General features: G+C 57.6%; 23 protein-coding genes. 9 read left to right on the forward strand and 14 right to left on the reverse strand.

The features are described from left to right. Nucleotides 1–97 precede the first annotated feature (97 nt). Nucleotides 98–823, forward strand: coding sequence for a GNAT family N-acetyltransferase (locus RI103_RS14015; protein WP_310812569.1), 726 nt, complete (start codon nucleotides 98–100; stop codon nucleotides 821–823). Nucleotides 824–976: 153 nt separating this feature from the next. On the opposite strand, the gene RI103_RS14020 is transcribed toward RI103_RS14015, so the two are convergent. The 4 genes from RI103_RS14020 to RI103_RS14035 all read right to left on the reverse strand — a co-directional run bounded on the left by RI103_RS14020 (nucleotide 977) and on the right by RI103_RS14035 (nucleotide 2797). Continuing rightward, on the reverse strand, nucleotides 977–1168 hold the full coding sequence (locus RI103_RS14020; RefSeq protein WP_007175738.1) for a rubredoxin: 192 nt from the start codon (nucleotides 1166–1168) through the stop codon (nucleotides 977–979). Nucleotides 1169–1257: 89 nt separating this feature from the next. Further along, nucleotides 1258–1527: a ParB N-terminal domain-containing protein gene (locus RI103_RS14025; protein ID WP_310812570.1), complete on the reverse strand. Its 270-nt coding sequence runs from the start codon at nucleotides 1525–1527 to the stop codon at nucleotides 1258–1260. 110 nt (nucleotides 1528–1637) lie between these two features. Beyond that, entirely contained in the window at nucleotides 1638–1874 is a 237-nt protein-coding gene (locus RI103_RS14030) for a transcriptional regulator (protein WP_310812571.1), read from the reverse strand. Between the two features lie 65 nt (nucleotides 1875–1939). Further along, nucleotides 1940–2797, reverse strand: a complete 858-nt coding sequence (locus tag RI103_RS14035) for a hypothetical protein (protein ID WP_310812572.1) — start codon at nucleotides 2795–2797, stop codon at nucleotides 1940–1942. A gap of 138 nt (nucleotides 2798–2935) precedes the next feature. Here RI103_RS14035 and RI103_RS14040 point away from each other — a divergent pair, with 138 nt between their 5' ends. Further along, nucleotides 2936–3142: a DUF4224 domain-containing protein gene (locus RI103_RS14040; RefSeq protein ID WP_310815239.1), complete on the forward strand. Its 207-nt coding sequence runs from the start codon at nucleotides 2936–2938 to the stop codon at nucleotides 3140–3142. A gap of 27 nt (nucleotides 3143–3169) precedes the next feature. Here RI103_RS14040 and RI103_RS14045 read toward each other — a convergent pair whose 3' ends face one another. The 5 genes from RI103_RS14045 to RI103_RS14065 form a co-directional block, all read right to left on the reverse strand. Continuing rightward, nucleotides 3170–3391, reverse strand: coding sequence for a hypothetical protein (locus RI103_RS14045; RefSeq protein ID WP_310812573.1), 222 nt, complete (start codon nucleotides 3389–3391; stop codon nucleotides 3170–3172). Beyond that, nucleotides 3384–3860 carry a hypothetical protein gene (locus tag RI103_RS14050; protein ID WP_310812574.1) on the reverse strand — a complete coding sequence of 159 codons (477 nt, stop codon included), beginning with the start codon at nucleotides 3858–3860 and terminating at the stop codon, nucleotides 3384–3386. Before RI103_RS14050 ends, RI103_RS14045 begins: the two co-directional genes overlap by 8 nt. After that, a complete protein-coding gene (locus tag RI103_RS14055; RefSeq protein ID WP_310812575.1) occupies nucleotides 3853–4131 on the reverse strand; it encodes a hypothetical protein in 279 nt (92 codons plus the stop codon). Before RI103_RS14055 ends, RI103_RS14050 begins: the two co-directional genes overlap by 8 nt. Nucleotides 4132–4159: 28 nt before the next feature. Then, on the reverse strand, nucleotides 4160–4561 hold the full coding sequence (locus tag RI103_RS14060) for a hypothetical protein (protein ID WP_310812576.1): 402 nt from the start codon (nucleotides 4559–4561) through the stop codon (nucleotides 4160–4162). Between the two features lie 293 nt (nucleotides 4562–4854). Next, nucleotides 4855–5190, reverse strand: coding sequence for a hypothetical protein (locus RI103_RS14065; protein WP_310812577.1), 336 nt, complete (start codon nucleotides 5188–5190; stop codon nucleotides 4855–4857). Between the two features lie 65 nt (nucleotides 5191–5255). On the opposite strand from RI103_RS14065, the gene RI103_RS14070 reads away from it, so the two are divergent. The 4 genes from RI103_RS14070 (at nucleotide 5256) to RI103_RS14080 (ending at nucleotide 6494) form a co-directional block, all read left to right on the forward strand. Next, nucleotides 5256–5783 carry a hypothetical protein gene (locus tag RI103_RS14070; RefSeq protein WP_310812578.1) on the forward strand — a complete coding sequence of 176 codons (528 nt, stop codon included), beginning with the start codon at nucleotides 5256–5258 and terminating at the stop codon, nucleotides 5781–5783. Nucleotides 5784–5806: 23 nt separating this feature from the next. Beyond that, complete coding sequence (locus RI103_RS14075) at nucleotides 5807–6007, forward strand: helix-turn-helix transcriptional regulator (protein WP_409076943.1); 201 nt, start codon at nucleotides 5807–5809, stop codon at nucleotides 6005–6007. A 104-nt stretch (nucleotides 6008–6111) separates the two neighbouring features. Continuing rightward, on the forward strand, nucleotides 6112–6219 hold the full coding sequence (locus tag RI103_RS39635) for a hypothetical protein (RefSeq protein ID WP_409076944.1): 108 nt from the start codon (nucleotides 6112–6114) through the stop codon (nucleotides 6217–6219). Continuing rightward, nucleotides 6216–6494 (forward strand): DUF4224 domain-containing protein, encoded by a 279-nt coding sequence (locus RI103_RS14080; RefSeq protein ID WP_310812580.1) that lies wholly within the window; start codon nucleotides 6216–6218, stop codon nucleotides 6492–6494. The genes RI103_RS39635 and RI103_RS14080 overlap by 4 nt, the downstream gene beginning before the upstream one ends. A 15-nt stretch (nucleotides 6495–6509) precedes the next feature. On the opposite strand, the gene RI103_RS14085 is transcribed toward RI103_RS14080, so the two are convergent. Beyond that, nucleotides 6510–7049 (reverse strand): hypothetical protein, encoded by a 540-nt coding sequence (locus tag RI103_RS14085; RefSeq protein WP_310812581.1) that lies wholly within the window; start codon nucleotides 7047–7049, stop codon nucleotides 6510–6512. A 396-nt stretch (nucleotides 7050–7445) separates the two neighbouring features. Between RI103_RS14085 and RI103_RS14090 the strand changes: the two genes are divergently transcribed. Then, nucleotides 7446–7694: a hypothetical protein gene (locus tag RI103_RS14090; protein WP_310812582.1), complete on the forward strand. Its 249-nt coding sequence runs from the start codon at nucleotides 7446–7448 to the stop codon at nucleotides 7692–7694. A 57-nt stretch (nucleotides 7695–7751) separates the two neighbouring features. Here the strand turns inward: RI103_RS14090 and RI103_RS14095 are convergent, their stop codons facing one another. Then, nucleotides 7752–8006: a hypothetical protein gene (locus RI103_RS14095; RefSeq protein WP_310812583.1), complete on the reverse strand. Its 255-nt coding sequence runs from the start codon at nucleotides 8004–8006 to the stop codon at nucleotides 7752–7754. Nucleotides 8007–8567: 561 nt separating this feature from the next. On the opposite strand from RI103_RS14095, the gene RI103_RS14100 reads away from it, so the two are divergent. Then, nucleotides 8568–8771, forward strand: a complete 204-nt coding sequence (locus RI103_RS14100; protein ID WP_310812584.1) for a hypothetical protein — start codon at nucleotides 8568–8570, stop codon at nucleotides 8769–8771. On the opposite strand, the gene RI103_RS14105 is transcribed toward RI103_RS14100, so the two are convergent. The 3 genes from RI103_RS14105 to RI103_RS14115 all read right to left on the reverse strand — a co-directional run bounded on the left by RI103_RS14105 (nucleotide 8724) and on the right by RI103_RS14115 (nucleotide 11237). Further along, entirely contained in the window at nucleotides 8724–9470 is a 747-nt protein-coding gene (locus RI103_RS14105; protein ID WP_310812585.1) for a YoaK family protein, read from the reverse strand. The genes RI103_RS14100 and RI103_RS14105 overlap by 48 nt on opposite strands. A 396-nt stretch (nucleotides 9471–9866) precedes the next feature. After that, on the reverse strand, nucleotides 9867–10085 hold the full coding sequence (locus tag RI103_RS14110; protein ID WP_310812586.1) for a hypothetical protein: 219 nt from the start codon (nucleotides 10083–10085) through the stop codon (nucleotides 9867–9869). A gap of 6 nt (nucleotides 10086–10091) precedes the next feature. After that, nucleotides 10092–11237, reverse strand: coding sequence for a hypothetical protein (locus RI103_RS14115; RefSeq protein ID WP_310812587.1), 1146 nt, complete (start codon nucleotides 11235–11237; stop codon nucleotides 10092–10094). A 1762-nt stretch (nucleotides 11238–12999) separates the two neighbouring features. On the opposite strand from RI103_RS14115, the gene RI103_RS14120 reads away from it, so the two are divergent. Then, complete coding sequence (locus tag RI103_RS14120; protein ID WP_310812588.1) at nucleotides 13000–13416, forward strand: hypothetical protein; 417 nt, start codon at nucleotides 13000–13002, stop codon at nucleotides 13414–13416. Nucleotides 13417–13541 lie beyond the last annotated feature (125 nt).

Raw genomic sequence — 13541 nt, forward strand, 5'->3', positions numbered from 1 at the left:
GACGTCTAGACTGCGTAGCAATGCGGCCAGGATAATGCGCTGGCTGAACGTTCAGCCAATCCACCAACACACAGCTGCGCTTGCAAAAGGAGAAAGTATGAGTGGTTCAATAGAAGCTGACCTGGACCGTCCGATCTGGGTGGCCCTCACAACGAAGCAGGCGCACCTTGGATATGGAGAGGCGCTTGCCCGTCGATACCACCCCGACGTGGCGCCCTTTGCTGCTTTGGCACGCGAAACGCCCGCGGCATACCAGACGCTTCTTCAGCTTCTGTTGCCTCACGAGCAGGCAGTCCTGCTATCCAATGAATCGACCGGTCCAATCGACGGGCTTCAAAAGACGGACGTGGGCGTGATCCATCAAATGATCGCCCGGCACCGCGACGCAGGGAGCGCGGACGACCACGAGGTAAGCCGCCTGGGTGACGCGGATGTGAAAGACATGCTCGACCTGGTTCAAAAGACCAAGCCCGGCCCTTTCGGCAAGCGAACTCGCGAGATGGGCAACTACATTGGGATCCGCGAGCGGGGGCGTCTTATTGCCATGGCGGGCGAACGGATGTGCGTCGACGGATACGTCGAGATCAGCGCCGTTTGCGTAGATGAAGATTATCGCGGAAATGGTCTAGCTGGCCGGCTCGTAAAAGTCTTGCGCAGAGAAATTGGGCAACGAGGGGCAACGCCGTTTCTCCACGTGTTCAGTGACAACATTTCGGCGATTGGATTGTATGAGCGTCTTGGCTTCGAATTGCGTCGCACGTTTCACCTTATCCGCGTCGCACATGCTGATTCGCTTTCGACTTCAGTTCCTAAGTCCATTTAGCGAAAGGTCGAACTGGGACGAGGGCCGCGCGAAAAGCGCCGAAGCCCGTCCCACAAAGCAAACGGCCCAGCAGTCAAAGCCTGCTGGGCCGTGCGAACCGTCGGCGCGCGCAAACAGATCAACGCGGCGCTCCGGCGACCGGATAAAGCCGCCTCAGAACTCCACCACCGCAAACTCAGCCTTGCCCACGTCGCACAGCGGGCAGCGCCAGTCTTCGGGAATTGCGGCGAAGCGCGTGCCCGGCGCAATGCCTTCCTCGGGCAGACCTTCTTCCTCGTTGTAGATCCAGCCGCAAATCAGGCAGACCCAGCTCTTATATTCAGTCACTTCAATTACTTCGCTCACGACGCACTCTTCTCTGGTTCAATGCAATGATCCGCCCAGTCTGCCCCTTTTTTGGGCACGGCGGCGACCCGCAATATTACCGGAATTTGTCAATTCGACCGAAAACTACCAACGCGGCAGAGCCGCGCAGCGCCCGGCACAACGCCAAACTCGCTCGACGGATCCCTTTCGGCAATCAGTGGGGAGATGCCAAGCTCAATGCAGGCCCGATACCGATTGCCACCGTCCAAGATTTTGCCGTCGTGAATGACAATCGGCTGAAGTTGGCCGTTGGTCTTGATGTCCGCCTTCAGCGCGTCGAATTCGGTACCTTCGAGGCGCGGGAAAAGCGTGCACAGAGGATGAAGTTCGAGTTCCATCAGCGCTCCGCCAGTCCCAGAGAACGGATCAGGAAGCCTGTTGCCGAAAGCGGCAAGACGCCGTGGTTATAGGCGGCGATGATGAAGCGCTTGAGAAGGGAGGCCATGCCTTAGGCAGCCTGCTTTTCAGCCATCGTGGCGCGATAACCTATCGGATCGGCCAGCCAGAGGTGTACTTCGGCCGCATAGTAGGCGGCACAGGTCTTGGAAAAGCGGACTGGCTGGGGAGCCCTGCCGGCGAGAACCAGCTTGCGCCAAGTCTCGCGGCCGACAGGCAGGAATGGCGCTATCTGGCGCCACTTGAGCAGGCCGACCTCAGGGAGGACCGGCGCGTTGGGACTTTGCATATTAGCTCACCGTGGGAATGTTGGTGAGCGAATAATGTCCCTCGCTGACTTTCCGATATAGATCGTTAGCTTGAGGACGTACTACCTTTGCTTGCAGACGTACCCTGTTTGCTTGCAGACGGGGTATATCCCATGTCTCTAAGCCAGCCATCAATCGTCTTTTCGGCCTGCTGCGCGCTCATTGAAGCACCAGGTATTGTCGTCGCGTAGGCAATTACCAGATCCTTGATTGCGAGGACGGCTTGCCGACGACTGCGATGATTACCCTCGTTGGCAAGCTGCAGGGCGTATCGACGAACTGGCTCGCGCTTTTCTTTCTTCGCTGCCGCTCCTTTCAAGGCAAATTGTCGAGGCATCACTGTCAATGCGGCTTTCACCTGGCGATATTTGACCGATGATTTCTTCTCCAGATCCAAGACTAGTAGGTTTGCCGCGTCAGCGCATTGCGTGATCACTGCATCAATGTCGCCGGCCTTATAGGCACGATGCAGATAGAAGGCATAGATGATCAGTGCCATTCCAATCGCGGCCCTAAACGATGATCGTTCGACGAACTCAGGCGCCCAGACATGGCTGGACCATCCTTTCTTTTGGAAGACTGCATTGCAGGCCTTTGTTACGTCCCCGGTGACAAAGACGTCGACGAAGTCAGCGGAAAACAAATCAAGCTTCGCTATGTGACTACGTGTCAACAGGTGCCATAGTGATCGAGTTGCCGCCTTCAGTTCAGTGGCTCGCCTGAAAGGAGCTTCTCGAGTTTTCGAGCGCAGCATCTTTTCACTGTAAGGAGCGCGTGCAAAAGCGCTTCCTCGTCGCATAAAGGTTGCGACGTTCGGATGGGGCCGATTTGTACGCACCCAATCTCTGACGTAGTTTTTCCCGCCAAATCCCAACGCGGAGATTTCTTCTTCGAACGGAAACATTGCGCCCTCACGCACCCTTGAATGTGGAACCGCGCCAACAGGGTAAGGGAGCCCTGCTTTCGCCCCGTCGGGCTAGGCGCGGTTGTGAACTATTATTGCAAACTTCCTGTCACTCCAACGGAGCCAGCGGTGACAACGATGTTCCTGACCGAAGACGACCTTACCGACCTCACCGGCAAGTGCCGGAACTCCGCGCGGATCCGGGTGCTGAACGGTATGTGCGTGCAGCACAAGATCCGTCCGGACGGCTCTGTAGCTATTCTACGATCCCATGTAGAGCGGCTGTTCGGAGAAAAGCCGGCCAAGCCTTCTGAGCCAGAGTGGCAACCAGACTGGATGAAGTAGGCGCTCTTGCGAGCGCCGACGCCTCCGTCACTCGTATGCCGGGAAAATCTCTTTTGCCGCCCGCATCGCTCCTAGCAAGTGATAGGCAAGCTTGTCGACAGCCGCCTTGACCTCCGCGTACGTCGGTTTGTTGGGCTCCAGAAACTGGGGGCCATCGATGACCGGAGCCAACGGAGCGCCCTCGGTCGGACGTTCGCGGCGCCGGCCCTTCCGGAGAGGCCGCGGTGGCATGTGCAGGATGTCAGCCATGTTCAGCCTCATGCACAAGGTCCAACAGGTTCTCGCCGAGTTGATGCAGATCGTCGCGAAGACCAGTCAGTGTGAACTTCACTGGCAGTTGATCGGCCGCGTCGTCGGGAAGCGCCTCGACCATGAATGCCACCACAGCTTGAATCCTGAATGCAAACATGCTCCGGGCGGTCACTAGATCGTCGATGCGCTTGATGACCTCCCTGGATTTACCGTCCTCACGAACTGCGCTAACGGCCTCGTCGACACCAGCGTTGAACTCCTTTTCTACCTCTTCGACGAGATCCCCAAACTCCTCGTCGGACTGACCGACAGCCCGCGGCATACGCTTGGAGAGCCAGTGGCTCATCAACTCAGAATAGACGTGGGTCACAGCGTCGACGTCGCCGAAGATTGCACGGCCGTCGACGCGGGACAGCACGAGCGCTTCGTCTTTTGGTAAAGACGCGAGATTGACGGGCTTAGACATTCCTGGTCTCCCGCTTCGGATTTTCTACCTGGCCTGCGTCAAAGGACTCGTTTTCGATATGCCAATAGATGAGGTCGCTCAGGCACTCCACGGCTCCCGCCAGATTCTGATTGTCGTAGTTGCTGATTGAGCTGCAGATCTCCCCATCGCAATCATCGCCGATGGAGTTATGAAGGATGCGGCCGATCGTCGCAAGGGCTCGCGATGCTCGCGAGATATCGGCAAGCGCTGCGTTGCGGATGCGCATGAATTCCGGACCATCGTCCATCATCCACCGGTCCGCGCTAAGGGAAGGACGCTCAGACACGGCTGCTCTCCCGGTGGCGCAGCATAGAAGACGCATCGGAGCCGATCTGGGTGAGCTCGCTGATGACGCGGACCTGGTCTGCGACTACGAACAGCAGACTGCTGACGTTGTCGGGGATCTCGAAGTTTCCGGCACGCATGCGACCGGGCGTGAAATCCGCGTTGATCAGGCAACCGATATTCGAGACGGTATCGGCAAGGCCGTACGCCATGTGGCTGGCACAGTCCGCCGCTCCGCTCAGGAACCGGAGTTCGTCGGCGTCAAAATCCCGAACGCGGTTGAACAGGAAACTGAGAACGGTGGATGGCGTCACCGGTCCCAGCGAGCGTTTCTCGGCCGGCGGTTGCGTGTTGTCGTTGGATTGCTCAGGACGAGCGGATGCTTTGGTAGTCATGGTGCGGACTCCTACGTTTAGTAAGAGCCTGCCCTGGCGCTGTCAAACGGGGTGGGCAGGCTGTGACAGGGTTGACAGACCGGAACGTAGGCACCGGCGAGCGCAAGCGCTCCCCCACCACAGCCCACCCGTAAAGTGGGTAAGCGTGATGATACAACGGACGTAAAAAAACCGCACAGAGCGGCGGTTGTCCGCCTACATTTCCGGGCTGTCAAACCCGGTCGCTCTTGTTTAAAGCGACAGTTGTAGGTTAGTTACCTGGCGCACAGACGTCAAGCGGAAATTTGTAAACATTAACGGTCTTTCGACCGGCGCTCGCGTTCGCGGATCTCTTCTAGGGTCTTGTTGAAAAAATCCCGCAACGACTCCCTCTGCTCACCTGACAACCCGACCGCAACGTCAGATCGTCGGGAGCGGGGCCGCCTGACCGGACTTGGGATCGGCTTGACGAGTTTGGCCTCGAGAAATGCATGCAGAGACGCGAGGTCGTAGACATACGTCTTGTGTCCGAGCTTATAACGCTTGATGAACTCTCCAGCTCTGTCGATCCGGCTGATTGCTGCGTACGGCACGCCGAGGAATTCGGCCGCCTCCTTCGCACTGGTGCGCTTTTTGCCAATCGCACTCATCGTCATACTCCGTCCGAAAAATAGGGATGTTGTAGCATGCCCAGATTGTCATGCAGGAGGCTAGGATGGCCGACAAGAAAGTTGACCGTTGGCTACCGCTCGAGGAGGCGGCAGCGGTAATGAATCGCAATCTGAGGATAATTAAAAGTCAGATGCGGAACGGTCGTATCCAGCGCGACCGGCACTTCCGGAGAGTTGGCGAGGGACAGTTCGAACTGAACGTCACGGAGTATCTTGAGTGGCTGAATGAGGAGAAGGAACGCCGCAAACTCCCCTTCATCGAACGCGTTCGGCTTAGCTGCGAAGACCACCAGCGCAACCTTGAAGAGATTGGTGCGATGCTGCCGAAACCGGATCCGAGTACGAAAGCGACGGCAACAAAACGGAGACCGAAGCTGATACCCGTCGGCGTATTGGCAGAAGAGACATTTGGCGAGTACGCGCCCTGTGCCAATACGCTTCGGAACTGGGTCAAGAATGGCCTGATCTATCCGATGCCTGCCCGGGTAGGCAATCGCCATTTCTGTAGCCCGGATGCCGAGTACTTTGACCCAGTGGTACAGAAGATTCGACGCATGACCGGCGCTCGCTGACAACTCGCACTGGAAGCATGATCGTGGACAAGACCCCCGTCAAGTTATACCGCATAACCGACGTTATGAGGCTGCTGAGCGTTTCTCGAGCGACAGTCTATAGACTGGTCGACGCTGGCAAACTGACGAAGATAAAGATCGGCCGCCGCGCCAGCAGGGTCACTGCTGAGAGTATCGATGCACTACTGGCCCAGAGTAACGAGAACATCAGCCATGGCAACTGAGCATCCCAAACTGATCCCTCTCGAAGCGTGGGCAAAGCGGGTCTTTCGGCGAGTACGCACCTGACCGCAATACCCTCTACAACTGGCGCCGCTTCGGCTTGATCGTGGCGCCGCCCATCCGCATCGGGAATCGCTACTTCGTCGAGCCCATCGCGGTCTATGCCGACAACGCCGGGGAGATGGCGCGGAGACACGGAGTCGGATCGCAATGAGCGAAACTTTTTTAACACCCGAGGAAATTGCCGAACTCACAGGCATACGAACGGGGCGGCGAGGCAAGACGCGTGAGCAATTGCAGGCTGAATGGCTGCGCACAACTGGGCTGCCGTTCTGGGTCAATGCTCGAGGACGGCCGACTGTTCCCCGCTCGGCGATCGAGGGCAAGCAGGCGAATGTCGAGCCACCAAGAAAGAAATGGCAGCCACAGGCATTGAACCCGGACGGGAGCCTGAAGCCGAATCCTGACGGCTCCCTGAAGGAGGGCTGAGCGTGGACGCCGCATTCATCTTCCTGGCGCAGTCTCGACACGCGAGCTGGAATAATCGAGATCCATAGCGCACCGCTCGGTCCACGCTCGCCATTCGGCATAGCCTTCGGCCGGCGTCCCTCCCAACGCAACACGCTTGTCCAATTCGCCGAGATAGCGCCTGATGGATTCAGCACGATGCCAGCCATCGACTTCCATCATCAGATTGGCACGTTTAATGTCTTCTTCGAGGATACGCTTTCGCTCCTCAATCCAACGGGAGCGCTGCCGATGGTTGCCCTTCCGCCGATTTGGTGGCTCCTGCTTCAGGAGATCGGCACGGCTGATCGTCTTTGGTTGATCTGCACTGCGCGGCGGTAGAGGTGCTTTAGCCTTTGCAAGTCCAGCGGCTAGATGCGCCCAGTATCCTTGATGAGGCAGTGGGATGCCCATGCGCGTACAGGCCCATTTGATGGTCGCGCGCGTGACGCCGTACCTTTCCCCGAGCTTGATCATAGGGAATTGCCAGACCTGCTCATAGAGTTCGTAACGGTCAAGCGATTGCTGTTTTGCCATCGGATCGCCTCCTAGATTTCGACCGAAGCATAATACGTTGCCGGCTTCCCTCAGAAGCGACACAATCACGTGCGATCGGGGGATTCAAATGAAAACGAAAATAGCTCTTGCGAGCCTGACCATGCTCGCTGCATGCACAACGGTCACCGATATAACACCGGCTGGCGACGGGCATTACACTGTCACGACCCAAGTCCGCGGCGGCATGACGCCATGGGGTGAGGTAAAGGCGTCGAGCCTAAAGCGCGCGGATGAGTACTGCACCCAACAAGGGAAGCAGATGCATCAGGTTGATATGCAGACGCATGGTATGCGCGGGTGGACGCCGCAGGAGGCTGAGCTCACGTTCGCGTGTACGTCCGGGTAACATTTTTGCATACCGCCTACGGAGGCAACATGCAGAATGCTCCGCTTTTCCACGTCTTGTTGGATCATCTTGAGGCGATCGACGCGCCGCCTATGGAGATTCAACACTTTGTCGACCGTTGGTCCAAGCTAGGGCCGCACGGGCATCTCCCCTGCCCGGTCTGTTTCCTTAACGGCGAAGAGCAGCCGCTTGTACCACTCGATGCACAAGGAAGTATTGAGCCGGTCGTTTGCAAGGCCTGTGGCACGCGCTACGAAGTCCCAATCGATGAGAGCTAGCGAGACGCGTCGCCAGACAACATCGCTTCAAGCGTCAAGTGAAGACTGGGCTGTCGGTTATGGCTTGAGCCCGGGAGGCAACAGAGCGCTGATGATCGACACTGACTTTTGACACGTGTTGCCCACAGCCACAAATTGCGAATCAGCCGTTTGCGGATCACGCTCCATCTGAAGCGCAGCTTCCATTGCATCACGTTCACACCGCTGCTCAGCCGGCACAGCGACGGCGAGCATGAGCGCGGAATAGCCGATCGTCGCTGCCTCATAAACAAAAAACGTTGCTGCTGCCGCTGCGCCAATTGCTTTGATCATTCCGCACTCCGATTTCAGGGAACACGTGCGTATTAACGGCCCCGTTACGGGAATCTTTAGAGCGCGGCGGCACCGATCACCCGGTTGAATCAGGTCGCATCTGGTGCAAGGCCAATGGAGGGCGTTTTGATTGGCAGGACCGCGCTCCACTCGGACAAATAGCGGCTGAACTGGCGCCGCAGGTTATGGAGACGTTTGGGCTGACGGGAGAGCACTCGTTGGTGCCGCTCTTTGTCGATGGCTGGATGCTCGACTATGAATCGCCGGTGATTTGCGGCATCCACCAAACATGCGCGGCGCGTCTGTTGCGCTCAAAGTAGCGCTCTCGGCGCGCCAGTAATCTGCGGACACAATTCGGCCCGAACTTCGTTCCGCACCCCCGCTCTGATCTTTTAAGGGGGTGCAACATGCGCAGACTTCTCACAGTTATTGGTTTGGCCGTCGCCCTGTCGGGCTGCGTCGCATATCCTGCGGGCTACGGGTACGCAGACCTGGGATATGGTCCCGCCTATGTGCCCGCATACGGCTACGGAAGCATCAACGTCTGGGCTGGCGGTGGCGGTGGCGGAGGTTACCATCGCGGGGATTACCACCACGGCGGTTGGGACCACGGCCACGGACACTGGGACGGCGGCCATGGTGGCGGCCACGGTGGCGGCCACGGTGGTGGGCATGGCGGCGGCCACGGCGGCGGTGGGCACGGTCGCTAGTTGCGCACTAGCAGCGCTCGCCGCGCACATCATCGACCAGAGGCACAACGGCTAGTGTGAGCAGAACGATAGCGAGCGGCACGCTCGATACAAATCCCAGATATTTGAAACCGATGGCCCCCGCCAGACCGCCGGCAATAAACGAAAGAAGCAGCGAACCGAGCAGCGCGAGCTTCTGTTTGTCCGCCTTGACGATCCCTTCCCCGGCAATCGAGCGTGTATTCCAGTAGAGCATCTTGCCCAGTTCGATGCCGACATCCGTTACCAGGCCGGTGACGTGGGTCGTACGAATCTCCGATCGCGAAATCTTCGTGATCATCGCATTCTGTAGCCCCATGACAAAGCACAGGACGCAGACGGTGGCAGGCAAGAAAAGAACCCGATGGTGTTCAAGGTTCGAGCCGAGCAGCCCGAAGCACAGCAGCAGAATTGCCTCAATCGCGAGCGGTGTCGCGTAGACGCTGTGCAGATTCCGCCGACGACCCCAATTGATCAGGATCGCAGACGCAGCCGCGCCAACAAGGAACGAAAAAAGCGAACTGAGCCCCGAAACGAAAAGGCTTGCATCGCCGAGCACGGCATTGTCAGCCAGCGACGAAACGATCCCGGACATGTGCGAAGTGTACTGACCAACGGCAAGAAATCCGCCTGCATTAGCCGCGCCGGCGACAAATGCCAGCGAACGCCCCAAACGACGGTTCGTCACGTCGGTCCGTTCCGGTGCCGTAAAGCCACGAAGATAATTGATGGGCATACTGAGCGCTCAATTGTGCCGCTTGTGCGTACCGTCCGTCGGACGGCCTGACGCCGAAGATCGTAACATTCGTGAGGATGACATCCGGCATCGCATTCGGCCGCCGGTAAGAGGCTCGCGGGCGACCCGGCCGTCCCCGTAGGAGCTCACCTGATCACGACGTCGGCTGATCACCGCTCGTACAAGGGTGGGGATTTTTACTTCGACACTTCGGGGGAAATTACGCCCGACGTTGACAGACAAGATACAGAACCGGAGAACTGGCGTTTGTCACCTCTCGCGGGGCAAGGGGGAAGATCCAGAATATAAAGGATAGGTGCTCGCACCGCAGCCGGCCAAACCGACCCAGCCAAAAGGCCCCGCTACTTAGAGGCCTTTTGCCGGAAAAATTACCGATTATGCGAATCTGGAATCAGCGCTGATGCGCGGGCGCGCGTCGATCCTGACCGGGTATCCGTCGAACGTCGACGGTACATCCCGCAGCACGTAGCCCGGCGCCACCCATATCTGAAGCAGATAGCCTGATTTTGTATCGGGCACAGCCGCAACATTTACCGTCCCTCGCGGGGCGGTGAGTGTTTCATACAGATGTTTTGCGGCATCCAGTGGCTTCATGTTTTGTTAGACGTTGTGCCCGGCGACCAAGTTCATCCCGAATAAGGCCAGTATAGGAGCGATCGGCATAATCATCGAAAGTTTTTGACCCGGTGCCGATGAGTCTGCGCCACCAGCTACAACGATCCCAACAGCGTGACGCACCCCGCCCGCATCCGTGTGCACAACGAGCGACCCCGAATCCCCGCCTTCCGAAAAACGATCTCCGATCCCGTGAACCAAAAACATATTGTCGAAGTATACGACACCGTTGAAGTTGTATTGGGGAGCAGCGTAGTTGACGTTAGCGGGCCCGATTAGCTGGGATATGACACGGCCACGGGTATGCCCAGAACTGCGACCAACTTTCTCGATTTCCATGCCGGCACTTAGCGGCAGCGCTGTCGCCGGGGTGTCGTAGAAATTCTGCTGCATCGACGACACGAGCTGATCATTCGTGATTTGAAATACGGCGGCATCCTGGTTTTCCTGAGAATTGACGACGGTAGGATCACCCATTAGCATCGTCAATTGCCGGGCGTGCACTCCTATCGTAAATGGATACGGATTGTGGGGCGATACGTCCAAAATGCCGGGCGCCACAATCGGAAGGCCGGTGGGCGAATAGTTGCAACTGCCCGAAACATGATTATTGGACAAGCCGAATAGCTGCCCCGTGGCGTCACGCACCAGACATCCGAGAGTACCCGCGGCTTGCGCGTTGCCGACAGAAATCGAGCTTCCGCATGTGTAGCGTACGCCCCCGTTCGCGACATGTACTGCGCATGGAGTTGCGGCTTCGGCGACATTCGCCGGAGAAACGGCGTCAGGATTGCCTTGGCGGAAGCGCAATCGGTATCCATCCGAAAAAGCAGGCAACGACTTCAACATTCGGTCGCCCGGGGCAGCTTTATTGAGAAAGAGCGAAATTTCGCCTTTGCTGCCGTTCACACCGACAAATCGAATTTGCTTCTGGCGTAGAAACGCAACAGCGCCGTCCGTAAGTTGGTCAAATTCCGGGTGACCGTAAGCGTCCCCTGGAAAGTATGCCTCGGGCCGAAGCAACGACAGATCATGAGCCCAGCGCAGAACGCGCAGGGCCGCAGTATCTAGCGGCACCTTCGGCACTTGCAAAAGATCTTCAACTTTGATATCACCTACAACGTCGCCCATCTTGTCCCCGCTCCGATTTGTTATCCGGCGCTATTTAGGCACAATTGGCTGGTGTTCGCAATCTGACCGCGCGGCGGAATCGCACCCGTATTTCCTCAGGAGACGGATTTTAGGGGTATCGGTGGGGGTATAGAAATCTCAAAAATGCCCGCAGCGCCCTGCCAGTCTTGACGTATGAATTCTGTCAGGGGACCAGCCATCAGCATGAAGGCCTATATCTGCCGAGAAAACTATTCGAATTGGCGTAAATTCGGCGTAATGCAAATTGCTTAGCGCCGACGCGCATGCGGATTTCCATTCGGCCAGCGAAGAGCTTACAGCTGGCACTCGCTCCCTGAACCCCTCCGTTCGGCGCACATCGCGTCACGCACCCGATACCAATGCGAGCAACCGTCCAGAGCACAGGTTGCGTTGCCCTGCCAACGTCATTGACAGAGTTCATTGCGACCGAGTGCTCCACCTTGATCGCTGCCACTGCCGATCAGGCACGTAGTTCGAAACCCGGTGGCCGATTCGCGCCAAAGCATTGACTTGCGCGGCACTTCGTTCCTGGTGCCGCTGACCGGCGAGCACCAACCTCGGGCATCGATCCTAGCGCAAGTCCATTCTTTGCTCCGTCGTGGCAACTGGCACCGACAATGGCGGCTTGCGCCCGAATCGGCGCGTCCGCCATCGAGCCAGTCCATCACCTGACCGCCGGTCCGTCTCAGGTCGCGATGAAAGCCTCGCGCGTGCGTAATCTATTCGGCGATGGTTTCAGTTGGCACAATGGTTTCAGCCATGCTGGGCGGGGCATTGCGCGAAACCATGCTGAAACCATGTGGTCACGTTTACCGATAGATAACGGCTATTTCGCTCAATAAATAGGCATAGTGAAACTATGAAACTGAGACGAAACTGGGCTTTGAAACCGCCTCAAACCCATGCTGGTCGGGGGTTTCAGCGAAACCGAAACCATGAAACCAAAAAACCGGACATATATATATACACATTCACAACCCGTAAGCCACACACAGAGAACCTTATATATGTATCTATCTATATTTCTATGGTTTCATGGTTTCATATATATAAGGCTTTGATTTGATTGATGAAACCGTGAAACCATGGGTGAAACTGCGTGGTTACGGCGGTTACAGCGAGGAGGCGCCCTGGCAGACGCCACCATCGCAGCATTTTCAGGTGCACGCTTTTGTGGGAGGCGTGCGTGGTTGGCGAGAGCCTGCGTAGCAGGTTTTAAGGGGTCTGCACGGCGCTCTTTGGCATGGGCGATAGGGAGGGCTCGGTCCGACCCGCCCAGCGTCTTGTGGCGTGTTTTAAGCGATCTGCGACTTTGCGGAAACCCATTCCAAATCGGTTTGATGATCTACCCGAGTTTGGCGCCTCGCCGATTAAAGCCGGGAGGAAACTCGGCGGAAGAGGGACCACAGGGCAGCCCGCGTCAACGAAGCTGCCCAGCGATTTGAGCTCTTAGATCACGGAAGCCAATTGGGCCGTCCAAGCCCGAAGGCGAGAACCGAGCTTGCTCTCAAAATTAACCGGTCGCCGGCGCAAAAATCGCACGCACGCTGCGTCGTGAAACGAAAATGTATCGAAACAGCCAACGTCAGTTCTTATGGCACGCCCTCCAGACCCCGCACGCCTCGAAGCGATCAAGACCATCCGCGAGCTTACGTGCATGCATGGCCCAGTCGATGGACCGCGTCGCGCTCGCCTGCGGTTTCCTGACGTTCCAGTTCCCACATGGCACCGTTGGGTCAAGATGACGCGCGACGAGGATCGGAACCTGGTTGAAGAGGTGGCGGCCGTGGTTCCTCATCCGGCCCGGCCGCCCGCACCGGTAACGGATGGCGATCGCCACGGTATGCGAAGCGCGATCAATTTTTACAGTGAACTCGACGGGATGATCGCTGACGCCCGGCTGTTATCGGATTACGCCGTTGCCATCAACGATGACGGCACGCGCCGTGTCAAGAATCCCCAGATGCTGGCGGTTTCACACCGTATGCGGGCCACGAATCTGGCACTCGCGCTGAAACACTCCGAGATGGTGTGGAGCGTCGAGCGCCTTGAGCAGATGCACGACGCGATCACTGGCGCGATCCTGCAGGCAGACCGCGAAACCGGCGAGCGCGTTTTCGCTGCATTGAAAGAAGTGTGTGGCCGATGGAGCCTTTGAATCCGGCGTTTCTGCACGCATCTAGGACCGGCGTCCGCGGAAATTCCCCGTCAATCTTGATTGCTGCTGCCCTTCACGAGCGCCTGACAGTGCTTCACGCTGACGTGAAGCTGCGTGAACAGAGT

Source organism: Paraburkholderia sp. FT54, from assembly GCF_031585635.1.
Taxonomy (GTDB): Bacteria; Pseudomonadota; Gammaproteobacteria; order Burkholderiales; family Burkholderiaceae; genus Paraburkholderia.